Source organism: Actinacidiphila bryophytorum (assembly GCF_016916835.1).
GTDB lineage: Bacteria > Actinomycetota > Actinomycetes > Streptomycetales > Streptomycetaceae > Actinacidiphila > Actinacidiphila bryophytorum.
Window position 1 is genome coordinate 124,177 of sequence record NZ_JAFFIX010000008.1, and the last position, 24,397, is coordinate 148,573.

General features: G+C 73.2%; 14 protein-coding genes and 1 pseudogene. 10 read left to right on the forward strand and 5 right to left on the reverse strand.

What is annotated here, in order from left to right; translation table 11 throughout:
- Positions 1 to 36: 36 nt before the first annotated feature.
- From JT723_RS14410 to JT723_RS14420, 3 genes and pseudogenes are all read left to right on the forward strand, one after another.
- Positions 37 to 1,530 (forward strand): annotated as a pseudogene (locus tag JT723_RS14410) (carotenoid oxygenase family protein).
- Between the two features lie 74 nt (positions 1,531 to 1,604).
- The gene (locus JT723_RS14415; protein WP_205044988.1) at positions 1,605 to 2,177 is read left to right on the forward strand and encodes a GNAT family N-acetyltransferase; all 573 of its coding nucleotides are present in this window, start codon (positions 1,605 to 1,607) and stop codon (positions 2,175 to 2,177) included.
- Between the two features lie 40 nt (positions 2,178 to 2,217).
- Positions 2,218 to 5,874, forward strand: coding sequence for a hydantoinase B/oxoprolinase family protein (locus JT723_RS14420; RefSeq protein ID WP_205044989.1), 3,657 nt, complete (start codon positions 2,218 to 2,220; stop codon positions 5,872 to 5,874).
- Between the two features lie 69 nt (positions 5,875 to 5,943).
- Here the strand turns inward: JT723_RS14420 and JT723_RS14425 are convergent, their stop codons facing one another.
- Together JT723_RS14425 and JT723_RS14430 are read right to left on the reverse strand one after the other, a co-directional pair.
- Entirely contained in the window at positions 5,944 to 7,257 is a 1,314-nt protein-coding gene (locus JT723_RS14425; protein WP_205044990.1) for a hypothetical protein, read from the reverse strand.
- Positions 7,258 to 7,383: 126 nt separating this feature from the next.
- Entirely contained in the window at positions 7,384 to 8,382 is a 999-nt protein-coding gene (locus tag JT723_RS14430; RefSeq protein ID WP_251513154.1) for a DMT family transporter, read from the reverse strand.
- Between the two features lie 112 nt (positions 8,383 to 8,494).
- Here JT723_RS14430 and JT723_RS14435 point away from each other — a divergent pair, with 112 nt between their 5' ends.
- From JT723_RS14435 to JT723_RS14450, 4 genes are all read left to right on the forward strand, one after another.
- Positions 8,495 to 9,385: a LysR family transcriptional regulator gene (locus JT723_RS14435; RefSeq protein ID WP_205044991.1), complete on the forward strand. Its 891-nt coding sequence runs from the start codon at positions 8,495 to 8,497 to the stop codon at positions 9,383 to 9,385.
- A 77-nt stretch (positions 9,386 to 9,462) separates the two neighbouring features.
- Positions 9,463 to 10,320 (forward strand): DMT family transporter, encoded by an 858-nt coding sequence (locus JT723_RS14440; protein WP_205044992.1) that lies wholly within the window; start codon positions 9,463 to 9,465, stop codon positions 10,318 to 10,320.
- A gap of 69 nt (positions 10,321 to 10,389) precedes the next feature.
- On the forward strand, positions 10,390 to 12,999 hold the full coding sequence (locus JT723_RS14445; RefSeq protein WP_205044993.1) for a cation-translocating P-type ATPase: 2,610 nt from the start codon (positions 10,390 to 10,392) through the stop codon (positions 12,997 to 12,999).
- A gap of 199 nt (positions 13,000 to 13,198) precedes the next feature.
- A complete protein-coding gene (locus JT723_RS14450) occupies positions 13,199 to 14,077 on the forward strand; it encodes a universal stress protein (protein ID WP_205044994.1) in 879 nt (292 codons plus the stop codon).
- Positions 14,078 to 14,096: 19 nt separating this feature from the next.
- Here the strand turns inward: JT723_RS14450 and JT723_RS14455 are convergent, their stop codons facing one another.
- Positions 14,097 to 14,492: a DUF302 domain-containing protein gene (locus JT723_RS14455; protein ID WP_205044995.1), complete on the reverse strand. Its 396-nt coding sequence runs from the start codon at positions 14,490 to 14,492 to the stop codon at positions 14,097 to 14,099.
- A gap of 419 nt (positions 14,493 to 14,911) precedes the next feature.
- On the reverse strand, positions 14,912 to 17,608 hold the full coding sequence (locus JT723_RS14460; protein ID WP_205044996.1) for a bifunctional acetate--CoA ligase family protein/GNAT family N-acetyltransferase: 2,697 nt from the start codon (positions 17,606 to 17,608) through the stop codon (positions 14,912 to 14,914).
- A 246-nt stretch (positions 17,609 to 17,854) separates the two neighbouring features.
- Between JT723_RS14460 and JT723_RS14465 the strand changes: the two genes are divergently transcribed.
- Both JT723_RS14465 and JT723_RS14470 read left to right on the forward strand, forming a co-directional pair.
- Entirely contained in the window at positions 17,855 to 18,730 is an 876-nt protein-coding gene (locus JT723_RS14465; RefSeq protein ID WP_205044997.1) for a universal stress protein, read from the forward strand.
- A 57-nt stretch (positions 18,731 to 18,787) separates the two neighbouring features.
- Positions 18,788 to 21,724, forward strand: coding sequence for a cation-translocating P-type ATPase (locus JT723_RS14470; RefSeq protein WP_205044998.1), 2,937 nt, complete (start codon positions 18,788 to 18,790; stop codon positions 21,722 to 21,724).
- A 103-nt stretch (positions 21,725 to 21,827) separates the two neighbouring features.
- Here the strand turns inward: JT723_RS14470 and JT723_RS14475 are convergent, their stop codons facing one another.
- Entirely contained in the window at positions 21,828 to 22,523 is a 696-nt protein-coding gene (locus JT723_RS14475) for a CBS domain-containing protein (RefSeq protein WP_205045148.1), read from the reverse strand.
- Between the two features lie 427 nt (positions 22,524 to 22,950).
- On the opposite strand from JT723_RS14475, the gene JT723_RS14480 reads away from it, so the two are divergent.
- Complete coding sequence (locus tag JT723_RS14480; protein WP_205044999.1) at positions 22,951 to 24,306, forward strand: extracellular catalytic domain type 1 short-chain-length polyhydroxyalkanoate depolymerase; 1,356 nt, start codon at positions 22,951 to 22,953, stop codon at positions 24,304 to 24,306.
- Positions 24,307 to 24,397 lie beyond the last annotated feature (91 nt).

The following is a 24,397-nucleotide window of genomic DNA, read 5'->3' on the forward strand; positions in this document are numbered from 1 at the left end:
CGGCCGGCCGCACGAGGACGAACGGGGATCGAGGACATGGCGGATTTCACCCGGCGGGGCGTACTGCGCGGCACAGCGGCGGCGCTGGCGGCGGCCGGCGGTCTGGGGGTGCTGCCGACGCCCGCCGCGGCGGCGGCCGGAAGCGGTGGCGACTACCCCTTCCTCCAGGGCGCCTTCACCCCGGCGACGGAGGAGGTGACGGCGTACGACCTGCCGGTCACCGGGCGCATCCCGCACGAGCTGAACGGCCGCTACCTGCGCAACGGCCCCAACCCGCTGGGCCTTGAGGACCCGAGCCTGCACCACTGGATGCTCGGCGACGGCATGGTGCACGGGGTGCGGCTCCGCGGCGGCCGGGCAGAGTGGTACCGCAACCGCTGGGTGCGCTCGGCCTCGGTGGCGGCGCGCCTCGGCGAGCCCTACCAAGGCCCGGTGCCGGAGAGCGACTTCGCGAACAACACCCACGTGATCCCGTACAAGGGCCGGGTGCTGGCCCTGCAGGAGAGCGGGCCGATGCCGTACGAACTGGACGGGGAGCTGCGGACGACCGGCACGTACGACTTCGGCGGGTCGCTGAGCGAGGCTTTCACCGCGCACACCAAATACGACGCCCGGTGCGACGAGTTGCACGCGGTCACCTACTACCCGACGTGGGACCACGTACGGCACGTGGTGATCGACCGTACGGGGACGGTGGCGCGGACCACCAGGATCCCGGTGGCCGACAGCCCGATGATGCACGACTTCGCGCTCACCGGCCGCTACGTGGTGCTGTTCGACACCCCGGTGACCTTCGACATGGCCGCGGCCGAGGCCGGGGCGCTCGTGCCGTACGTGTGGAACGAGCACCACCCGGCCAGGATCGGGGTGATGCGCAGGGAGGGCGGCCCTGTGCGCTGGTTCGACGCCGACCCCGGCACGTACTACTCGCACACCCTGAACGCCTACGACGACGGCGGCTCCGTGGTGGTCGACTTCGTCGGCTTCCCCTCACCCTTCTTCGCCGCGGGACGCGGCTGAGACGGCCCGTCGGCGACCGGTACCCCGAAGCTGCACCGCTGGACGGTCGACCTGGCCCGGGACCGGCTGCGGACGTCGGTCGTGGACGACCGGCCGCAGGAATTCCCACGGGTGCGCGAGGAGTTGGTCTCGCGCAGGCACCGCTACGGCTACGCGGCGACGGCCGGCGAGATGTGGCGGGCGTACGAGACGCTGGACGGAGTGCCGCCGGACACCTCCTTCGGCAATGCGCTGATCAAGCACGACCTGCTGCGCGGCACCAGCCAGGTCCACCACTTCCCGCGCAACTCGCCCGCGAGCGAAGCGGTCTTCGTTCCCGCGCGCGACAACGCGGGCGCCGAGGACGACGGTTATGTGCTCGCCTACGTCCACAACCCGGACCGCGGCGCCGCCGACCTGGTCGTGCTCGCGGCGCAGGACTTCACCGCGCCCCCGCTGGCCCGTATCCACCTGCCGCGGCCCGTGCCGCTGGGCTTCCACGGCAGCTGGGTGCCCGAGGACCATGCGTGACCTGACGGTCACGGGGCGGGGACCTGCGGAAATGCCGTGGTGCCCGGGCGCGGCGCTGCCGTAGGGTCGGCGGCATGAACCAGCCGTGGCGCGACGCCGTTCGCGCGATCCGTGCCGACGAGTGGCCCCAGGTCAAGGAGTTGCGGCTCGCCGCGCTGCGGGATCCCGCGGCTCCGATCGCCTTCCTTGAGACGTACGAGCAGGCCGCCGCGGAGCCGGACTCCTTCTGGCAGGACCGGGCCAAGAGGGCGTCCGGCACGCGGGTGCGGCAGTTCGTGGCCGAGGCACCGGGCGGGGTCTGGGGCGGCACGGTGAGCGTGCTGGTCGAGGACGCGGGCAGCGACGACGTGTTCGGCGTGCCCGTCCGGCAGCGCCAGGCCCACCTGGTCGGCGTCTTCGTCCGCCCGGAGCACCGCGGCAGCGGGGCGATCGGCGCGCTCTTCGAGGCAGCCGTCGAGTGGGCGTGGTCGGTCGCGGAGGTGGCCCGGGTGCGGCTGTACGTCCACGAGGACAACGTGCGGGCCGAGGCCTTCTACCGGCGGTTCGGATTCGTGCGCTCCGGGGTGACCGCCCCGATGAAGGACGACCCCGCGAAGACGGAGGTCGAGATGGTCCTCGCCCGTCCCGGGACGCCGTCCAGCCTCTGACGATTTGCCCGCATATACGGCCTGATCGGATACTGAAGCCATGGCGGAACGGCGGTGGCAGTTCTGGATCGACCGCGGGGGCACCTTCACGGACATCGTCGCCCGGCGCCCCGACGGGAAGCTCGTGAGCCACAAGCTTCTGTCCGACGACCCCGCGCGGTACCGCGACGCTGCCGTCGCCGGGATCCGCCGCCTGCTCGGATCGGACGCGGGCCAACAGGGCCAGGGCGCCCAACAGGGCCGAGGTGCCCAGGAGGGCCAGGAAGGCCGGGAAGAACCCGCCGACCTGGTCGAATCCGTGCGGATGGGCACGACCGTGGCGACCAACGCCCTGCTGGAGCGCACCGGCGAGCGCGTGGCCCTCGTCATCACCCGCGGCTTCGCCGACGCGCTGCGCATCGGCTACCAGAACCGGCCGCGGATCTTCGACCGCGAGATCACCCTCCCCGACCAGCTGTACGAGCGGGTGATCGAGGTCGACGAGCGGGTCACCGCCGACGGCACGACCCTGCGCCCGGTGGACCTGGACCGGCTGGCGGACGACCTGCGCGGTGCGTACGCCGACGGCATCCGCGCCGTCGCGGTGGTGTGCCTGCACAGCCACCTGCACCCCGGGCACGAGCGGGAGATCGGCGAACTCGCCGAGCGCACCGGCTTCCCGCAGGTGTCGCTGTCCAGCGAGGTCAGCCCGCTGACGAAGGTGGTCCCGCGAGGCGACACGACCGTGGTCGACGCCTACCTCTCCCCCGTCCTGGGCCGGTACGTCCACGAGGTCGCGGAGCAGCTCGGCGGGGTGCGGCTGATGTTCATGCAGTCCAACGGCGGACTTGCCGAGGCGGGGCACTTCCGCGGCAAGGACGCCGTCCTGTCGGGGCCCGCCGGGGGCATCGTCGGCATGGTGCGCATGTCGCAGAGCGCCGGCTTCGAGAAGGTCATCGGCTTCGACATGGGCGGCACCTCCACCGACGTGTCGCACTACGCGGGCGCCTACGAGCGGGTGTTCACCACCCAGGTCGCGGGGGTCCGGCTGCGGGCACCGATGCTCGACATCCGCACCGTCGCCGCGGGAGGCGGCTCCGTCCTGCACTTCGACGGCAGCCGCTACCGGGTCGGGCCGGACTCCGCGGGGGCCGACCCCGGTCCCGCCTGCTACCGCGGCGGCGGCCCGCTGACCGTCACCGACGCCAACGTGATGCTCGGGCGCGTCCAGCCCGCGCACTTCCCCGCGGTCTTCGGCGCCGACGGGACGCAGCGGCTGGACGCCGGTCTCGTACGGCAGCGGTTCGCCGACCTGGCCGGGCGGATCCGTGCGGCGACCGGCGACGAGCGCTCCCCCGAGCAGGTCGCGGAGGGGTTCCTGCGGATCGCGGTCGCCAACGTCGCCAACGCAGTCAAGCGCATCTCCGTGCAGAAGGGCTACGACATCACGGAGTACGCACTGACCACCTTCGGCGGCGCGGGCGGCCAGCACGCCTGCGCCGTGGCCGACTCCCTCGGCATCCACACGGTGCTGGTGCCGCCGATGGCGGGCGTGCTCTCCGCGCTGGGCATCGGCCTCGCCGACACCACCGCCATGCGGGAGCAGTCGGTGGAGACCCCGCTCGACCGGGAGAGCATGCCCGCGATCGAGCAGACCGCGGGGCAGCTGGAGTCGGCAGCCCGCCAGGAGCTGCTCGACGAAGGGGTGCCGTCCGGCAGCATCCGCATCACCGGCCGCGCCCATCTGCGCTACGACGGCACCGACACCGCCGTGACCGTCGGCCTCGGCGGCACCGACGCGATGGCAGCCGCCTTCGAGGCCGGTCACCGCGCGAGGTACTCCTTCCTGATGGACCGTCCGATCGTGGTGGAGGCGCTGTCGGTCGAAGCGGTCGGCCTGACGGAGCAGCCCGACCTCGGGACCGCCGGCAGGCCCGCGCCCGGTGGCGAACCGGCGGCCGGCGAGACCGTCCGGATGTACGCCCAGGGGGGATGGCGGGACGTGCCGCTGCACCGGCGCGAGCTGATGCCGCAGGGCGGGACCGTCGCGGGACCGGCCCTCATCACCGAGGCCGACTCCACCACGGTGGTCGACAGCGGCTGGCAGGCGGCCGCGACGCCGGAGGGGCACCTGCTGCTGCGGCGGACGGCCGCGCCCGGCGGGCCGCAGGTCGGCACCCAGGCCGACCCGGTCATGCTGGAGATCTTCAACAACCTCTTCATGTCGATCGCCGAGCAGATGGGGGCGCGCCTGGAGGCGACCGCCCAGTCCGTCAACATCAAGGAGCGGCTCGACTTCTCCTGCGCCCTGTTCGACCCGGACGGCAGTCTCATCGCCAACGCCCCGCACATCCCCGTACACCTCGGCTCGATGGGCACGAGCGTCAAGGAGGTGATCCGCCGCCGCGGCCCCGCCATGAAGCCCGGCGACAGCTACGCCGTCAACGACCCCTATCACGGGGGCACCCACCTGCCCGACGTCACCGTGGTCACCCCGGTCTTCGGTTCCGGCGCCACCGAGGGGGACATCCTCTTCTACGTCGCCTCCCGCGGCCACCACGCCGAGATCGGCGGCATCACCCCCGGCTCGATGCCGTCCGGCAGCCGCCGCATCGAGGAGGAGGGGGTGCTGTTCGACAACTGGACGCTGGTCGAACACGGCGGGTTCCGCGAGCGGGAGACGCACCGGCTGCTCACCGAGGGGCCGTACCCGTCCCGCAGCCCCGAGACCAACCTCGCCGACCTGCGCGCCCAGATCGCCGCCAACCGCAAGGGCGTCGACGAGGTCAACGCGATGATCGGCCACTTCGGGCTTCCGGTGGTCCAGGCGTACATGCGGCACGTCCAGGACAACGCGGAGGAAGCCGTACGCCGGGTCGTCGACGCGCTCAGCGACGGCTCCTGCCGCTACCGGACGGACTACGGCGCCACGATCGCGGTCACCGTCAGCGTGGACCGCGCCGAGCGGTCCGCCACGCTCGACTTCACCGGCACCTCACCGCAGCTCGGCACCAACTTCAACGCGCCCTCCGCGGTGGCGACGGCGGCCGTCCTCTACGTCTTCCGCACCCTGGTGGCCGACGACATCCCGCTCAACGACGGCTGCCTGCGCCCGCTGCGCATCGTCGTCTCCGAGGGCTCGATGCTCGCCCCCGCCCACCCCGCCGCCGTGGTCGCCGGCAACGTGGAGACCTCCCAGGCGATCGTCGGCGCCCTCTACGCGGCCATGAACGTCCAGGCCGAGGGCTCGGGAACGATGAACAACGTGACCTTCGGCAACGAGCAGCACCAGTACTACGAGACCGTCGCCTCCGGCTCCGGCGCGGGACCCGGCTACCACGGCGCCTCCGTGGTGCAGACCCACATGACCAACTCCCGGCTGACCGACCCCGAGGTCCTCGAACGGCGCCACCCGGTCCTCGTCGAGGACTTCGCCGTCCGCCGCGGCAGCGGCGGCGCCGGCCGGTGGCACGGCGGCGACGGCGCCGTGCGCCGCATCCGCTTCCTCGAACCCATGACGGTGACCACCCTGTCCAGCCACCGCCGCGTCCCGCCCTACGGCATGGCCGGCGGATCACCCGGCGCACTCGGCAGCACCCGCGTGGAACGCACCGACGGCACCGTCGACCACCTGGCCGCCTCCGACAGCACCCGGCTGAGCCCCGGCGACACCCTGGTGATCGAAACCCCGGGCGGCGGCGGCTACGGCCCCGGCTGACGCCGACGGGGTGAACACCGCCATCGCCCTACCGGCCGCCCGCTGCACGGCGCCACGCGCCGCCCTGCCTCACATGCTGCTCAACGGGACCGAGAACAGCACGCGCTGCGGTACCACGGGGGTGCCGTGCGGGTCCCCGTTGCCGTCGGCCGCCCACTCGGTCTGCGACCAGACCTCCTGTGTGCTCCACCACAGCGAGATGCCCTCGCTGTGCTGCGCCCAGCAGGCGTTGTCCATGTCCCAGCCGCTGCACGTGGCCGACGTGGTGCCGCTGGTCCTCATCCGCCACATGACGCCGGCCTGCGCGACGCCACCGCGGGCGTCGGCACCGTAGTAGGTGCCGTTGTGTGCGAGGACCGACTGGAGTCCTATGGCGTCGGACGTCAGCAGCTGACTGGCGTTCACCGTGCCCGTACCGCCGTCTTCGAGCGGCATGTCCCCGCCGGGTGCGGCGAGTTTGTAGCGGAAGATCCGGGCGGCCGGCCCGCCGCCGGACGAGAACCACTCGTTCGCCACGATGCTGAACGGCGTGGTGGTGCGGTCGAGGGAGACGGAGGCGAAACAGGGGACGTCGGTGTCGTTCGTCATCGTGCAGGCGCCCGGCTGGCTGTAGGAGCCGACGGCCGGCATGACGTACTGGTAGCCGTCGGCGGAGAAGCCCCCGCTCACCTTGCCGACGGCGGTGCTGTTCACCTGGGCCTGCAGGATGTGCTGCATCGAGAAGACGTACAGCGCGTTGTTGCTGCCGTCGCCGTGGCGTCCGGTGACGATGAGTTTGTCGCCGAACCAGACCATGCCGCCCACGTGCGACCCGAACCTGGCGAAGTTGTTGCCGCTGTCGGTGGGGATGACCAGCAGCACCCACCGGTACTTGAGGTGGGCCGGGTCGTTGGCGTCGATGAACGCCACCCGTGCGGAGGTGCTGCTCTCGGTCCAACCGGAGAGGATCAGCTTGTTCGTGCCCCACATGCCGTCGTCGTCGGCGTCACCCGACGACGTCAGTCCTTGCGGCACCCAGTCCTGGGTCACCGAGTCACCCGTGTCCCAGCAGTAGGCCGCGTCGGCGGCCGGCTTGACCGGGAGGGCGGCCCGCTCGGAGCTCTGGCAGTCGGCCCGGTTGCGCATGGAGTGGTTGGCGCTCTTGAGGACCGTGTCCACGCCGACGTTCGGCATCTGCGCGTCGAGGGTGCTGATCGTGCCGGCGGACACCTGGTGTTCGGTGAGCTTCAGCTTCGCCATCTCGGTCGAGTCGGGCGTCCGGTCGAGCAGCTGTCCGGGGTTCGGCACCGAGCTGGCATAGGCAGGCGTGCCCGTCGACAGCGCACCCAGCAGGGCGGCCACCGGTATGAGGCTGAGCAGCGCACGCGTCCTGAACACTTTCATGCGGCCTCCTTGGCACGAACGCACCGCATTCCAGCAGGAGTTGACCGTGATCTGCGCGGGGCGCCGCACCAGACAACCACGGCCCTCGTGCGCTCCGCAACGGCCGTCGTTCAAGCGGCCGGCCGTTCAGCCGAGGCCGGGCCGCGTGGCCACCGGCGACACGCCGTCCCTCGCGCTGTCCGAAGGCGACGGTACGGAGTCGCTGCGGGGCGCCGGGCCGTACGATCCGCTTCCCGTCCCCCGCGGCGGCTGTCGGCGGGTCATGCCGACGCCGACCAGGACGACGGCCATGCCCGCGACGATCCGTGCGCCGATGGCCTCGCCGAGGACCACCGCCCCCAGGAGGACCGAGACGACCGGCAGCAGGTAGCCGACCGTGGCCGCGTTCGTCGCACCCTCGGCCGCGATGATCCGGTAGGTGACGTGGAAGGTGATCCCGGTGGCGAAGACGCCCAGGACGAGGGCTGCGAGCAGCGGCTCGGAAGAGAGATGGACCGCCGAGAGGCCGCCGGCCGGCAGGGTGAGGGCGGTCAGCCCGGCAGCGGCTGCGAGCTGGGCCGCGGACAGGGAGACGGTGGGGATCCCCGTGCCGACGAGATGGCGGGACATGTAGGCGAAGCCGACGGCGTAGCTCGCCGCCGCGGCGGCGATGGCCGCAACGCCCCAGCCGGCATGTCCCGTCTGCGCCCACGGAGCGAAGATCAGCACCGTCCCGGCGAAGCCGAGGAGGAGCCCGGCGGCCCGGACGGGCCGCAGGGCGCGCTCGGTGCCTGCGGTGAGTCCGATCAGCACCGACCACAGGGGGGTGGTGGCGTTGAGGACACCGGCCAGACCGGAGTCGACGGTTGTCTCGCCGAGGCTGAACATCGCGAACGGCAGGGCGTTGCAGAAGAAGGCCGCCACGAGGATGTGGCGCCACAGCGTGCGGCCCCGCGGCAGCCGGTGGCCCCCCAGGAGGCACAGCGCCAGGAGGACGGCCGCCCCCAGGACGCAGCGGGCCAAGGTGACCTGGACGGGGGTGAGGGCGGTCAGGGCGACCTTGATCCACAGGAAGGTGGAGCCCCACAGCAGGGCGAGGACGCCCAGCCGTGCCCACGTCCACGCCCTGGCTGCGGTGCTCTTCACGGCATTCACTCCTTGTCCGGGCCGACTTCTCCGGGTCGACGCTCAGGAACGATGCCCCAGCCCAGATACAAGGACAAGCACAGAGAACTGCACGATTGTTAACCTCAGCTACATGCTTGATGTGCGACGTCTGAACCTGCTGCGGGTGGTGGTCAGCAGCGGATCGATCACCGCGGCCGCCCGGAACCTCGGCTACACGCCGTCCGCCGTCAGCCAGCAGATCGCGCTGCTGGAGAAGGAGGCCGGGCTCCCCCTGCTCGAACGGATCGGGCGCGGCGTCCGGCCCACGACGGCCGGTCGGCTCCTCGCCGGGCACGCGGGCGTCATCAACCAGACCCTCGCCGAGGCCGAGACCCAGCTGGCCGACCTGCGTGCGGGGCGCACCGGCCGGCTGACGATCCGCTACATCTCCTCCATCGGCCCCACCGTGGTGGCCCCGGCCCTGTCCCGGCTCCGCGCGGAGCACCCGGGAGTGCAGATCGATCTCAAGCTGGTGGATCCCGCGGACCCGCTGCCGGCCGCGGACCAGGACAGGGCGGACCTCACCATCCTGGTCGGCTCCGACCACGGCAGCCCCCGGGGAGTCCACCTGGTGCGGCTGCTGGACGACGCCTACCGCGCGGTGCTGCCCCCGGGACATCCGCTGGCCGCGCGGCACACCGTCGACCTGGCCGAACTCGCCGGCGAGCCGTGGATCGGCAGCGAGCCGCCCGGCCCCTGCCTCACGCCCATCACCGACGCCTGCGCCGCGGCCGGCTTCAGCCCGAACTTCGTTGCGACGAGCGAGGACTACGCCACGGCACAGGCTTTTGTCGCGGCGGGCCTCGGCGTGTGCCTCATCCCCCGGCTGGGACTGGGCAGGCGCCACCCGGGCGTCACCGTACGGAAGGTCCACCGCCCCGAGCCGGTGCGGACGATCTATGCCGCGGTGCCGGAGGTCACCCTCGCCCAACCCGCCCTGCGCGCACTCCTGGAGGCGCTCAAGGACGCGGCCGGCAGCTAGGACGTGCTCCGCAGGCCCTCCCCCACGCTCTGGCGTGTCGGGACGTGGCCCGTCCCAGCGCGAACGATGCTGACCGCATGAGCACTGCCATCGCCGTACTGGCCGCGCTGATGTCCGCCGTGTGCTTCGGCGTCGCGTCGGTGGCCCAGCAGTACGCGGCCAGCAAGGCGCCCGCCGGCGAGTCCCTGCGGCCGGGCCTGCTCCTGGACCTGGCCCGCCGGCCGCTGTGGGTGGCAGGAATGGGCCTGACGGTCGTCTCCTTCGTCATGCAGGGGGTGGCGCTCGCCTTCGGCCCGCTCGTCCTGGTCCAGCCGGTGGCCGCCACCGATCTCGTCTTCGCGCTGCCGCTGCTGGCCTGGCGCCGCCACGAGCGGCTCACCGCCGTGGAGTGGACCGGGATCGTCTGCACGGCCGGCGGGGTGGCGACGTTCCTCGCGGTGCTGCCGCCCGGGTCGGCCGGCGCCCCGACTCCGAGCCTGGTCGCCTGGCTGCCCGCCTTCCTGTGCGTCGGCGGCATCGTGGCCGTCCTGGCCACCCTCGGCCTGCGGACCGCGGGGAAGCTGCGGGCCGGTCTGTACGCGGTCAGTGCCGCCGTGCTGTTCTCCCTGCTCGACAGCCTGACCAAGAGCACGACCGGCCGGATCCGGGCGGACGGCGCCGGCGCGCTGCGGCACTGGGAGCCCTACGCCATGGTCGGCGTCGGCATCACCGCACTGATCCTGTCCCAGAGTTCCTTCCAGGCCGGGTCTCTGGCGATCAGCCTGCCCGTCATCGACACCCTTGAGCCCATCGGCGCCGTGGTGATCGGCGTCGCCGTCTTCGACGAGCACCTCGCCGGGTCGCCGGTGGCCGTCCTGACCCAGGCCATCGCCGGGGGCATCGCCGTCGTCGGCATCGTGCTCCTGGCCCGCTCACCGCTGGCCCGTACCCCGTAGGACCATCACCCGGCCGGCCCACGGCCGCCGACGGGCCGTCAGGCGTCCGCTGGGATAGCGTCACACAGCATGTCAGTGCACGGACTGCCGCAGGCGGAGGCCGCCCGGCGGCTGGCCGAGTACGGGCCGAACCAGGTCACCGGCCTGCGGCGGACCTCGACGTGGTCCCGGGTCCTGGCGCAGCTGGCGGACCCGCTGATCATGGTGCTGCTCGCGGCACTCGTGCTCACCGTGGTGACCGGCGACTACGCCGACGCGGTCGTGATCGGCTTCGTGGTGGTGGTGAACACCTCGGTCGGGGTGGGGCAGGAAGTGCGGGCCGACCACGCCGTGGAGGCGCTGGCCGACATCTCCGCGCCCGGCGCCAGGGTGGTACGCGACGGCGCCGAGCGCCAGGTGGCGGCCACCGCCGTGGTCCCGGGCGACGTGGTGCTGCTCGGCGAGGGGGACATCGTTCCCGCCGACGCGTCGCTGCTGGAGTCCTCGGCCCTGCTCGTCGACGAGTCCGCGGTCACCGGCGAGTCGGTGCCCGTCGAGAAGGCCGCGGACGGCGAGGGCGACGCCGCCCTGCAAGCCGGAACCGTCGTGGTTCACGGCCGGGCCGTAGCCGAGGTCACAGCCACGGGTGCGGCCAGCACACTGGGCCGGATCGCCGCTCTGCTCGACACGAAGACCGAGGCCACGCCCTTGCAGCGGCGGCTGGCGGGGCTGGGACGCGTGCTGGCCCTTGCCACCGTCGGCCTGTGCCTCGTGGTCCTGGTCCTGGGTCTCGTGCGGGGTCAGAGCCTGGAGGTGATGGCCGTGACCGCGGTCAGCCTTGCGGTGGCGGCCGTTCCCGAATCGCTGCCCGCGGTGGTGACGCTCAGCCTCGCCCTGGGCGCGGGGCGGATGGCGGCGCGCCACGCCATCGTGCGCCGGCTCGCCGCCGTGGAGACCCTCGGCTCGGTGACGATGCTCGCCACCGACAAGACAGGCACCCTCACCGAGGGATCCATGGTCGTGGAGGAGGTGTGGACCCCGCACGGCGCCGCCACCGTCACGGGCAGCGGCTACCGGCCCGAGGGGGAGGTCCGCCTCCGGCCGGGCGCCGGGGAGCCCCTTGCCGGGACGGCGGTGCGGGAGCTGCTGACCGCGGCAGCTCTGTGCAACGACGCGGCGCTCGGCGCACCCGAGCAGCCGCACGGCGACTGGACCGCCCTCGGAGACCCGACCGAGGCCGCGCTGCTCACGGCCGCCGGCAAGGCGGGGATCGATCACGAACAGCTCCTGCGCGATCGCCCGCGGACGGGCGAGGTGCCCTTCGACAGCGCACGTCGCAGGATGACCACCGTGCACCGTACGCCGGCCGGTGGGGCGCAGGTCTGCCTCAAGGGAGCGCCGGAGGCAGTGCTGCTGCCCGAGGTGCTGGCCGAGGAGCCGGCGGCGCTCGACGCCGCGCGCGCCGAGGCCGCCCGCTTCGCGAAGGCCGGCTACCGGGTGCTGGCGGTCGCCCAGGCGGCACGCTCCCGGCCGCCCGCCGACCCGCAGGCGGCAGAGACGGGGCTGGGCTTGCTCGGCCTCGTCGCCATGAGCGACCCGCCCAAGCAGTCGGCCGCCGACACGCTGGCGGCCTGCCGCCGGGCCGGCATCACCACCGTACTGATCACCGGCGACCATCCCGCGACGGCCGCCGCGATCGCCGGGCGTCTCGGCCTGTTCACCGACGCGGGCCATGGTCTGGAGGGCGAGTCCGGGCACAGGGAGGAGGCGGAGGCGAGGCGCCGGCAGGTGGTGGTCGGCCGGCAGGTCGCCGCGGGCGAGATCGCGGATCTCACCCAGGTGCGGGTCTTCGCCCGCACCAGCCCGTCGCAGAAACTGGAGATCGTTCAGGCCTGGCGCTCCCAGGGCGGGGTCACCGCCATGACCGGTGACGGAGTCAACGACGGCCCCGCGCTGCGTCAGGCCGACATCGGCGTCGCCATGGGGCAGCGCGGCACCGAGGTCGCACGCCAGGCCGCGGACCTCGTCCTGGCAGACGACGACGTGGCCACGGTGGTCACCGCCGTGCGGGAGGGCCGGCGCATCTACGACAACATCCGCCGCTTCCTGCTCTTCGGGCTGTCAGGAGGCGCGGCGGAGATCGCCGTCATGCTGCTCGGCCCGCTGATGGGCCTCACCCTCCCGCTCCGCGCCGGGCAGATCCTGTGGATCAACCTGCTCACCCACGGGCTCACCGGCGTCGCGATGGGCGCAGAGCCCGCGTCGCCCGCTGCCATGGACCGCCCGCCGCGTCCTCCGCAGCAGCATGTGCTGGGCGCCGGCCTGTGGAGCCGCGTCCTGGTCCTCGGTGCCCTCGTCACGGCCGCCGGCCTGGGAGCCGGCCTGTGGGCCGAGCGCCTCGGCGGCCTTCCCTGGCAGAGCATCCTGTTCCTCACGCTGCTCACCGCCCAGCTCGGGGTCTGCCTGGGCCTGCGGGAGCAGTGGCGCACCAGGGAGAATCCCCTCCTGCCTGCGGCGGTGGCCCTGTCGGCGGCACTGGGAGCCGCCGCGCTGTACGTACCGGCGCTGCGCAGCCTGCTGGACACCGACCCGCTGGACGGGTGGGAGCTCCTGCCGGCGCTGCTCGCGGCCGCCCTGGGTCTGGTGGCGGGCCGCGCAGCCCGGCAGGGGGGCCGCGACGTCGTGCCCGGCCGCCCGTGAGCTCGTGCCCGGACCACGGGGGCACATGGGCCGAGGCCCTGGCGGCGGCCGGTACGGCGTGCCCGGACGGCCAGCGCCGGAGGCCACTCCTCCCCGAGCGGTGAGCGGGCCGGCGCCCTACGGTGGAAAGGCAAGTGACCGGCGGGCGAGGCCGCCTTCTCGGCGGCTGTCGTCCAGGCCCGGAAGGTGGCGCAGAAACATGCTCAATTCGCTGATCGTCGGGATCGACGGTTCGGAGCCGAGCCTTCGAGCGGTCGACTGGGCAGTGGCGGAGGCCGCTCATCACGGCCTTGTGCTGCACCTGGTGCACGCGACGCTCTGGGACCCCTACGAGGACCGCTCGTCGCCTGACTCGGCCGCGCAGTCGACTGCCGAAGGTCCCGCAGCAGGCGTGGTCGCCTCCGCCGCACGGCGTGCCGCACACGCCGACCCCACCGTCGAGGTGTCGACCGCGACGGTGTCCGCCGACCCCATCACGGCGCTGCTGCAGCTGAGCGAGTCCGCCTCGGCCGTCGTCGTCGGCACCCGGGGCCGGGGCGGGATCTCCGGCATGCTGCTGGGGTCGACGAGTCTGGAGGTCGCGGCCCACGCGAAGTGCCCGGTCGTCGTGGTCCGGGGTGCGGTGCCCAACACCCGCGGTGACTTCTCCCGGGTGACGGTGGGCGTGGGCGGCGACGGGAACTCCTCGGCTGCCACCGACTTCGCCTTCCACGAGTCCCGTGCCCGGGGCGCCGAACTGCACGCCCTGCACGCGTGGCACCACCCCGCACGTGACCTTCCCGGTGTGCCCCACCTGAGCGGTGACGCCTCGGATCCCGAGCGGCAGCGGGCGTCGCGGACGCTCGACGACGCTGTGCTCACGCTCGCCGAGAAGTATCCGGAAGTCACCTTGCACAAGGAGACCCCGGAGGGACGCGCGCGCGACTTCCTGCTCGACGCGTCCGCCGCGAGCGACCTGCTGGTGGTCGGCGCACGCCGGCGCCGCCACGGCTCGGTGGGCATGCAGCTCGGCGCGGTCAATCATGCGGTCCTGCATCACTCCGCATGCCCGGTCGCCGTCGTCCCGCAGGAGAGCTGAGCCGCCGGCCGGCCGCTGGTCAGCCGAGGGAGTCCAGCGCGGTGGCCAGCCGCTGACGGGCTTCGTCGGCGACGGGGAGCAGTTCCGGCAGCCCGCTGAGTTCGACCATCGCCGACGGGTCCATGGCCTGCACGAGGGTGCCGCCGTCCGGGTCGGCGCGGACCACCACCTTGCATGGGAGCAGCAGCCCGATGGACCGGTCGGCCTCCAGGGCGCGACGGGCCGGCGGCGGATTGCAGGCGCCGAGAATCAGGTACGGCTCCATGTCCGCGTCCAGCTTCGCCTTCAGGGTGGCGCGGACGTCGATCTCGGTGAGCACCCCGAAGCCCTGGTCCGCCAGTGCGTCCCGCACCCGCCGCACCGTCTCGTCGAACGGCGCGTCCACGCCGACCGTACGGCCGTAGTCCTTGCCCATGGTCCTTCCGCCTCCTTGCCCGTCGTCTGTCCAAGAATACCCCGGGGGGTATTTGCCGCATCGGACCGACGTCGCTTACGGTGACGGGGACGGGATACCTCCGGGGGTATCCCGCCATCATCCGGCAGACCCGGCAGGAAGGCTCGTTCGATGACAACAGCGCCACCGCGGGGAGCAGACACTACCGCGGGTGGCCCTGGTGGCCGTACTCGGCGCCTTCGCGCCCAACGTGGAATCCGCGCTGTCGGGCGCCGGGTGGCAGGCCGACGGGTCGCCATCGGTGGCCCGTGGCCGACGACACGGCACCGCCGATGAGCGAGGCGGAACTCGAGAAGCTCTTCCTCGCCCTGGCCTGACCGAACCGGCCACCCGCAACCCCGTACGCACCGCACCGCCGGGCCGCCGCGCGAGCGGGACGCTCAGCGCAGCCGCCGCAGGTAGGGGTCCACGGGGTGGCGCGGCGTCAGGCGGATGCGGACGTCCACCGCGACCACCCCGTCGTGGCGCGCCACGACGGGGTTCAGGTCCGCCTCGGCGAGCTGCGGCAGGTCACAGGCCATCTCCGACAGCCGCCGCAGCAGCAGCTCCAGCCCGTCGAGATCGACCGCGCCCGCGCCGTCCCGCCCCAGCAGCAGCGGAGCGCAGCGCCGGGAGGCGATCAGTTCGTGCACGTCCCGGTCGGTGAGCGGGGCGAGCCGGGCGCCGTGGTCGGCGAGCACCTCCGTGGCGGTACCGCCGAGGCCGAAGAGCACCAGCGGCCCGAAGACCTCGTCCTGGACGACCCCGGCGACCAGTTCGGTGCCGCGCCCGGCCATCGGCTGGACGACCACGCCGGTCATGGTGCCGGCAAACCGCGCGGCCAGTTCGCGGTAGGCCTCCCGTACGTCACCCGGTCCTTCGAGGTCCAGCAGGACGGCGTCCCGCTCGCTCTTGTGCAGCAGCCCGGGCCAGTACGCCTTCACCGCGACCCGCCCGTGACCGCCGGTGAGTTCCCGGGCCGCCGTCACGGCGTCGTCCTCGGACCTCGCGAGGGCGGTGGACAGCTGCGGGACCGCGTAGTGGGCGAGGAGTTCCGCACACTGCCCCGGGTCGAGCCAGCCGCCCTCGGGCCGCGTGTCGAGGAAGCGCCCGACGAAGGCGCGGGCCGCCGCCGGGGCCGACCCTGGCTGACGGGCCGCGGAGCCGTGGGGCCGGGCGAGCCAGCGCGCGCGCTCGGCGGCATGGGCCAGGGCGCGGGCCGCCGCCCGCGGGTCGGCGAAGGCGGGGATCGCGGTACGGCCCCGGCCCTGGACGAGTCGCACCTGCTCGGCCTGGCCGAGCAGCACCGCGGCGACGGTACGGGGGCGGTCGCGGGGATCCGCGTGTGTCAGCGCCCGCAACAGGTCCTCTCCGGTGGCCGTCGCCACGGCGGTGGGGACCAGGACGACCAGGACGGCGTCGACGGCTCCATGGCCGGTCAGGAGGTCCAGGCACCCGCTCAGCGCGTCCTCCCCGACCGCGGCGGTGGTGTCCACCGGGTTGCCGGCGCTCGCGCCCGCCGGGAGCCCGCCCAGCAGTTCGGCGACGAGGTCGGCGGGCAGTTCGGGAACGTCGAACCCGGCTTCCGCACACGCGTCGGCGGCCAGGACGGCCGCACCCCCGGCGTTCGACACGACGGCCACCCGGCTGCCGCCGGGCAGGGGCTGGGAGTGCAGAAGGGCCGCGGTGTCGAGGAGTTCCGCGACGCTGCGGGTCGCGGTGACGCCCGCCTGGGTGAAGAGGGCCTGCCGGGTCATGGTCGGCGTGGCGGCGGCCGCCGAGTGCGACGCGGCGGCTCTGCGCCCGGCATCGGAGCGGCCCGCGTCGACGGTGAGCACCGGCATCCGCCGGGCGACCCGGCGGGCGGTGCGCGAGAAGGCGCGCGGATTGCCGAACGACTCCAGGTGCAGCAGCGCCATCCTCGTCCTGCCGTCGTCCTCCCAGAACTGCAGCAGGTCGTTGCCGCTGACGTCGTACTTGTCGCCGAGCGACACGAAGTCGGACACGCCGATGCCCAGCCGGGCCAGCCCTTCGAGCAGCGCGATGCCGATACCGCCGGACTGGACCGCGACACCGGCGGTGCCGGGCAGCGGGCCGTGGGCGGCGAAGGTGGCGTCCAGCCTGATGTCCTCGTCGGTGACGGCGACGCCCAGGCAGTTGGGACCGACCAGGCGCATGCCGTGGCTGCGGCAGGTCTGCAGCAGGGCGGCACCGAGGTCCTCGTCGAGCCCTGAGCTGAGGACGACGAGCGCGCGTACGCCGGCGGCGCCGCACTGCTCGGCGACCTCCGGTACGGACGCGGCGGGCACGGCCAGGACAGCGAGGTCCGGCGGCTGTGGGAGGTCGGCGGCGGAGGGGAAGCAGGGTACGCCCAGGACGGAGCGGGCGTGCGGGTTCACGGCGCGCAGGCGTCCGGTGAACCCCGACTCCTTGATCTTGCGCAGCACGGCGCGGCCGACGGAGCCGGGCGAGGTCCCGGCGCCCACGACGGCCACCGAACGCGGGCGCAGCAGCGGCCGCAGGCTCGCGACGTCCGCGGTGCTCCCCCGGAGGTCCACAGCCGCCAGGAAGCGCTCGTCGGGTGTCAGCCCGATGGTGACGTGCGTCTCGCCGTCGGCACGCCGGCGTTCCACCGTCAGTCCGAGGTCGGCGACCAGCCGCTGCATGAGGGCGTTCGAGGCGAGCGCGTCGGCGGTGAAGGACGTGACACCTGCCTCCCGGGCGGCGTTCGCGAGGTGTTCGAGCAGCAGGGTGCCCACACCCCGGTGGTGGAAGTCGTCCGCGACGGCGAGGTCGATCTCCGCCACCTCGGGGTCGTCCGTCGCCAGGTACTCCGCCGCGCCGATCACGCGGCCCTCGCGAAGGGCGAGCAGCGACCGGTGGCCGGGGCCGGCCGGCTCGCACAGCCGATCGGCCGCCTGCTCGCCGGCGCGGCGGCTCACGCCGAAGAAGCGCATCCGCAACGACTCGGGCGACATCTCGGCATACAGGCGGCGAACCCGCTCCCGGTCGCCGGGCAGCGCGGGCCGGATGCCCACCGTCTCGCCGTCGGCGAGCAGGGCATGCACCGCGGGTTCCCGGACCTTCGCGTACGTCATGACGGCCGCCCCTCCTCCGAGTGACTCTCCGTGCCCCACGCTGCCCGGGGCGGCGGTCCCGGGGCAGGGGCTGACCGGGCACGCCGGGGGGCCGACCGGCCCTCGGGTGCCGGGCAGGGCGGGTGCCGCCGGCCGCGTGCCGGATTGCGGCAGGCAGGACGCCGCCGCAGGCTGGGACGCGGGCTGCCCCCGCCGGGCCCTTCCGCCCGCTTCGGCCCGGTCACGACGCAGGAGGACAGAGGACAGATGAACACCGCAGCGCGGCAGCACCAGCGGCTCGGCCCGGTCGTCGTCGGCACGGACGGGTCGGAGCACGCGGCCACGGCGGTGCTGTGGGCGGCGCACGAGGCGGCCATCCGCGGCAGGCCGCTCACGGTGGTGCACGGCGCGGGCTCCAGGCACGCGCGCTCCTGGACCACCGAGAGCCCGACGACGGCTGTCGACGAGGGCCGGGTGGTGCTCGACCGCGCGGCCGCCGCTGTTTCCGAGCGCTTTCCCGAGGTGGCGGTGGACACCGTCCTGAGCCGCGCCGACCCTGGCGAGAGCCTGCTGGAGGCGAGCGGCCCGCAGGACACCCTGGTGGTGGGGTCGCGTGGGCACGGCGGTTTCAGCAGCCTGCTGCTCGGCTCTGTCGGGCTCCACGTCTGCGCCCGATCCCACGGGCCGGTGGTCGTCGTACGCGAGCTGCCGGAGCCGGCGACCGGCGTGGTGGCGGTCGCCGTACGGGACGACGGCGACCGCGGTGCGCTGCGGTTCGCCGCGCGGACCGCACAGGCCCGCGGGGCGTCGCTGCGTGTGGTCAGCGCATGGATGTTCCTGGAGGCCGCGGGCAGCATGGCGGCCGTCGTCGACGACGTCGGCGCGGTCGCCAGGTCGGAGATCGAGGCGACCAAGCGCACCGTCGCCCCGGTCCGTGAGGAGTTCCCCGACGTGTCCGTCGTCGAGGACGTGGTCCGCTCACGCTCCGTCGCCGGCTCCCTCGTGGAGGTCTCCCCCGCGGCGGATCTGCTGGTGATGGGCGCCAGGAGGCCGGCTCGCTCCGTCGGGGCACCCCTGGGCCGGGTCACACACGCGGTACTGCACCACGCCCGGTGCCCGGTCGCGGTGATCCCGCGCGAATGACGGCGCCAACGGGCCGCCGGCGTCCGCGGTCGTCCGACGGAACGGCAGCGGTGGACCATGGCCGTTGACGACGGCGGAGCACAGCCCGGCGCGGCCCAGGGCAGCACGGCTCCTGATCCCCGCGAGCCCGTCAGGCTCCTCTTCCGCGACCTGCGTACCTCTCGTGAGGGGCTCTCGGAGCGCGAGGCCGCCCGCCGCCTGACGCTGTTCGGACCCAACACGGTGGCGCGGCGTGCACAGCGGCACCGGCTGGGAGAACTCGGCCGGCAGTTCACCCACCCGCTGGCGCTGCTGCTCGGCCTGGCGGCCGTGCTGGCCGCCGCGACCGGCTCCGGGGCGCTGGCCGTGGCGATCGTGGCGGTGATCGTTCTCAACGCGCTGCTGGCCTTCGCACAGGAGCAGCAGGCCGAGCGGGCGGTGGAGGCACTGTCCGGGTTCCTGCCGGAGGAAGCCACGGTGGTCCGCGACGCGGTGACGAAGGCGGTCCCCGCGACGGCCCTGGTACCGGGGGACGTGCTGCTGGTGGAGGAAGGCGACCGCATCCCGGCCGATGCACGGCTGATCGACGGTGGGGTGGAGGTCGACCTGTCGGCGCTCACCGGGGAGTCGGTCCCGGCCTTCCGGTCGGCCGAGTTCGTCGACCGCGAGGGCCGGCTGCTGGATGCCCGCGACCTGCTGTTCTCGGGTACGGCGTGCACCGGTGGCCGTGCCTGCGCGGTGGTCACCACGACCGGGATGCACACGGAGCTGGGCCGGATCGCCGCGCTCACCCAGCGCACTCGTGGCGAGCAGAGCCCGCTGGAGGCCCAGGTCAAACGGGCGGCCCGGCTCATCGCGCTGGTGGCGATCGGCGTGGGAGTGGCATTCCTGCCGCTCGGCCTCGCCGCCGGCCTGTCGCTCACCGCCGCCACCACCTTCGCCATCGGGCTGCTGGTCGCCAACGTCCCCGAGGGCCTGCTGCCCACCATCACCCTGGCCCTGGCCACCGGCGTACGCGAACTGGCCCGCCGGGGAGCAGTGGTCAAGCGCCTGTCGGCCGTGGAGACCCTGGGCGCCACCACCGTGGTGTGCACCGACAAGACCGGCACCCTGACCGAGAACAGGATGCGCGCCGTGGCGGTCTGGACGCTGCGCGGGGAACACGCGGCGGACGACCCCGGTGCTCTGCCGCAGGACGTGCTGCGTGTCATCGGCACTGCAGCCGCCTGTACGACCGCCAGGCTCGCCGACCGGCACGGGGACCCCACGGAACTGGCCCTGCTCGACCTCGCGGCCGCCCGCGGCCGCGCACAGTCCCCCGAGGCGGACGGGGCCGGACGCCTGGCCCTGTACCCGTTCGATCCGCGGATCAAGCTCATGACCGTGGCCGCCGCGGAGGACGGCGCGGTGGTGCTGGCCACCAAGGGGGCGCCGGAGGAAGTGCTGGCCCGTGCCGATCGTGTTCTCGACGCGGGTGAGGAGCGTGACCTGCACGACGACGGCCGGACCGCCGCCGCGCACGCCGCCGCGGCGTTCGCGGACCGCGGACTGCGGGTCCTCGCCGTGGCCCGGCGCACCCTCGCGACCGGGCAGAGCCCTCCTCCTGACCGCAGGCAGGACGCAGAGCAGCACCTGTGCCTGCTCGGCCTCGTCGCCCTCGCCGACCCGCTGCGGCCCGAGGTCCCGCGATCCATCGAACTGGCCCACCGGGCCGGCATCACCGTCCACGTCGTCACCGGCGACAACGGCCTCACCGCGTCGGCCATCGCCGTGCAGGCCGGCATCGGGCACCGCGGCAGCCGCATCGTCACCGGGACGGAGCTGGACGCGATGAGCGACGACCGGCTGGACGCCCTGCTCGCCGGGGGCGAGGAGGTGATCTTCGCCCGCAGCTCGCCCGAGTCCAAGCTGCGCATCGCCGACGCGCTGCGCGCCGAGGGGCACACCGTGGCCATGACCGGGGACGGCGTGAACGACGCCCCGGCACTGCGGCGGGCCGACATCGGCGTCGCCATGGGCCGCTCCGGCACCGACGTCGCGAGGGAGTCCGCCACCATGGTGCTGACCGACGACGACTTCGCAACGATCGTCTCCGCGGTCGAGGCGGGTCGGCGCACCTACGACAACATCCGCAAGTTCATCGTGTACATCTTCACGCACGCTGTTCCCGAGGTCGTGCCCTTCCTGGTGTTCGCGCTGGCCGGAGGTGCGGTTCCGCTGCCGCTGACCGTGATGCAGATCCTCGCGATCGACCTCGGCACCGACACCCTGCCCGCCCTCGCGCTGGGCCGCGAACGCAGCGAGCCCGGCCTGATGGACCGCCCGCCCAGGGCTCGTGGCGCCAAGGTCATCGACCGCGGCATGCTCGGCCGCGCATGGGGCTTCCTCGGGGTGATCTCCGCCGCCCTGGTGATGGGCGGCTTCCTCCTGACGCTGTCGCGCGGCGGGTGGCACCCGGGTGACGCGACCGGCGCCGGGACCGCCCTGCACCCGCTCTACCGGCGGGCCACCACCGTCGCCTGGCTGGGGATCGTCGCCTGCCAGATCGGTACCGCCTTCGCGGTGCGCACCGAGCGGGCGTCGCTGCGCTCGATCGGTGCGTTCAGCAACCGGCCGCTGCTGGCGGGCATCGGCTTCTCGCTGGCCTTCGCCGCGGCCATCGTCTACGTCCCCGGTCTGCACGGTCTGTTCGGCACGGCCGCGCTCGGCCCCGCCGAACTGCTGACCGTACTCCCCTTCCCGTTTGCGGTCTGGGGCGCGGACGAAGCCCGCAAAGCCGTACTGCGGCGCCGCACCGTTCCCGTCGCTCCCCGGCGGGAGGCCCCCACCCCGCCACCGGCGCCCCAGCCCGCCCACCACCGTTTCGCGGTACTGCTCGCCCGCCACGGCTGGACCCGGGACCGGCTCACCCACGCACTGGGCGTCAGCGAGCACGCGGCAGCGGAGTTCGTCGCCCACGCACACCGGATCGCTGCGGAACACGGCCGCAGGACCGACGAAGCGCACCACCGGTAGGGGAGAAGCGAACCACCGGTAGACCTCGGGACCCGCGGCCGTCGCCTCACTCCCCCCGGTGAGGGTGTCCACCCCGCTGTACCCCGCGTCGCGGGGCCGCGGCTCACGGCAGCACGCCGGGGCGCTGCGGCGCACCGGCCACGGCGACCGGCTCGTCCGTGCGGTAGTCGAGCGATTCGGTGACCTCCACGACGCCGTCGACCTGCTCGCAGAGCCGGAGCACGACCGGTATCAGGGCGCGGCGCTCCACCGTGCCGCGCAACGACACCCGGCCGTCGGTGACCGCGACGACCACCTCGTCGGACCCGATGCCCAACGTCCGCTCCAGGATGTCCCCGCTGATCTCCTCCCGGATGACACGATCACGGCGCAGGAACACCCGCAGCAGGTCGGCTCGGCTGACGATGCCGACCAGCCGGCCGGTCTCGTCCACCACCGGAAGCCGCTTGACCTTGCCCTGGTCCATCGCCCGGGCGGCCTGCACCACCGTCCACTCGGGGTGCGCGACCACCGCGGGACTGGTCATCAGCCCCTCGGCCGTCGTCGCCGCCGGCTGGATGGACGCGTCGACCGGCGCGTCCAGAACCGCCGAGAGCCCCGCGGGATCGGGTTGCATCGACTCCCTGCGCAGCAGGTCCGCCTCCGAGACCACGCCCAGCGGGCGGTCGGCCGCGTCCACGACCGGGACCGCGGTGATGTCATGGTCGGCGAGGGTCTTGACGACCTCCTTGAACGGAGTCCGCGCAGGAACCCGGACAACCGAGTGGGTCATCAGGTCGCTCACGGTCCTGTGCTTCATCATGATCCCGCCTCCTGCCGGCACACGACGTCCTGACTCCACCCTCGCAGGACGGGCCGGCGGCGTTCAGGGCCGACCGGGTCCGGAACCGGGGCCCAACGGCCCCCGCGGAACGGCGCGGCGCCGACGGGGGAGGTGCCGTTCCATCTTCCGCAACCCGCCGCAAAAGCATGGGATGTCCGCACACAGCCGGACGGTGACCGGGATGCACGGCCGCTCCCAAAAGGGGACCTTTCACGGTTACCGTGAGACACGTCAAGCCTGCTGCCGGCGAAGAGCCGGGAAGCAATCCCATGACTCCTTGACAGCGCGCGCACACTGAGGCAGCGTCAGTGCCCCCCCCACTCGCCAGGGCAGGAGCGCGGCAGCACCGGACGTACGGCCCAGGATGTTAGCGCTCACAGCCCTTGGAGGAAGAGGTCCCCCCATGCTGCGATCCTGGTACCTGAAGTTCCGATTGCTCGGCCTGCTCCTGGCGGTCGCCGCTGCGGTCGGGGTGGGTCTGCCCGCCGCACCCCGGGCCGCTGCCGCCTCGCTGACCCAGGTCACGAACTTCGGCACCAACCCGACCAACCTGCAGATGTACGTGTACGTGCCGAACAGCGTCAAGGCCAACCCGTCGATCCTGCTGGCGCTGCACGGCTGCCAGGGCTCCGGGCCGTACCTGTACTCCAGCACCGACTTCGGAAAGCTGGCCGACCAGTACGGGTTCATCGTCATCTACCCCTCGACCAACCCCGGCGGCAGTTGCTGGGACGTCTCCTCCGACCAGGCGCTGAAGCGGGGCGGCGGCAGCGACCCGGTCGGGCTGATGTCGATGATCACCTACACGGAACAGCACTACGGCGGGAACCCCGGCGCCGTGTACGTCACCGGGGAGTCGTCGGGCGGGATGATGACCAACGTCATGCTCGCGGACTACCCGGACGTGTTCAAGGCGGGCGCTGCGTACATGGGCGTGCCCTACCACTGCTTCTACACCGGCACCGTGCGCGGCTGGAACGGGCCGTGCGCCGGGGGCCAGGTCTCCATGACCCCGCAGGCATGGGGCGACCTGGCGCGCAACGCCGACCCCGGCTACAGCGGGCCGCGCCCCCGTGTGCAGTTGTGGCACGGCACCGCCGACACCACCTTGAACTACAACAACCTCGCGGAAGAGACCAAGCAGTGGACGAACGTCCTCGGGGTGGGTCAGACCCCTTCGTCCAGTGACACCCCGGTCACCAACTGGAACCGTTCCCGGTACGACAACAGCTCGGGCAGCACACAGGTCGAGACGTACAGCATCGTCGGCGCGGGGCACCAACTGCCCATCCAGGGCACGCAGATGGCCGCTTACGGCATCCACTTCATGGGACTGGACGCCGGCGCCCCGACCGGCGGCGGCAGCACGGGAGCGCTGCACGCGGTGGGCGCGGGCAAGTGCCTGGACGACCCGAACTCGACCACGACGCTGGGCACCCAGCAGCAGATCTACAGCTGCAACGGCCAGGCCAACCAGACCTGGACGCACACCTCGTCGAACGAGCTGACACTCACGGTCGGCGGCAGCACCCTGTGCCTGGACGCCAGCGGCAAGGGCACGGCCAACGGCACCAAGGCCATCGTCTGGTCCTGCTCCGGCCAGACCAACCAGCAGTGGAACGTCAACTCCAACGGCACGGTCACCGGCGTCCAGTCCGGCCTGTGCCTGGACGTGTCCGGAGCCTCCACCGCCAACGGCGCCCTGGCCCAGCTCTGGTCGTGCAACGGCGGCAGCAACCAGCAGTGGACCCTCGGATAGCCGGCCCTTGACGCTCGCCCGGCGGCCCGGCTCCCGTTTGGGGAGCCGGGCCGCATCCGCCGGAAGGGTGATGCCCGAATCCCCGTAAGAT

Bases quoted from the DNA above. Each gene is read 5' to 3' on its own strand.
- JT723_RS14420 (WP_205044989.1), top strand. From the start codon at position 2,218: ATGGCGGAACGGCGGTGGCAGTTCTGGATCGACCGCGGGGGCACCTTC.
- JT723_RS14470 (WP_205044998.1), top strand. From the start codon at position 18,788: ATGGCCGTTGACGACGGCGGAGCACAGCCCGGCGCGGCCCAGGGCAGC.
- JT723_RS14460 (WP_205044996.1), bottom strand. From the start codon at position 17,608: ATGACGTACGCGAAGGTCCGGGAACCCGCGGTGCATGCCCTGCTCGCC.
- JT723_RS14455 (WP_205044995.1), bottom strand. From the start codon at position 14,492: ATGGGCAAGGACTACGGCCGTACGGTCGGCGTGGACGCGCCGTTCGAC.
- JT723_RS14440 (WP_205044992.1), top strand. From the start codon at position 9,463: ATGAGCACTGCCATCGCCGTACTGGCCGCGCTGATGTCCGCCGTGTGC.
- JT723_RS14435 (WP_205044991.1), top strand. From the start codon at position 8,495: ATGCTTGATGTGCGACGTCTGAACCTGCTGCGGGTGGTGGTCAGCAGC.
- JT723_RS14450 (WP_205044994.1), top strand. From the start codon at position 13,199: ATGCTCAATTCGCTGATCGTCGGGATCGACGGTTCGGAGCCGAGCCTT.
- JT723_RS14425 (WP_205044990.1), bottom strand. From the start codon at position 7,257: ATGAAAGTGTTCAGGACGCGTGCGCTGCTCAGCCTCATACCGGTGGCC.
- JT723_RS14445 (WP_205044993.1), top strand. From the start codon at position 10,390: ATGTCAGTGCACGGACTGCCGCAGGCGGAGGCCGCCCGGCGGCTGGCC.
- JT723_RS14465 (WP_205044997.1), top strand. From the start codon at position 17,855: ATGAACACCGCAGCGCGGCAGCACCAGCGGCTCGGCCCGGTCGTCGTC.
- JT723_RS14480 (WP_205044999.1), top strand. From the start codon at position 22,951: ATGCTGCGATCCTGGTACCTGAAGTTCCGATTGCTCGGCCTGCTCCTG.
- JT723_RS14475 (WP_205045148.1), bottom strand. From the start codon at position 22,523: ATGAAGCACAGGACCGTGAGCGACCTGATGACCCACTCGGTTGTCCGG.
- JT723_RS14415 (WP_205044988.1), top strand. From the start codon at position 1,605: ATGAACCAGCCGTGGCGCGACGCCGTTCGCGCGATCCGTGCCGACGAG.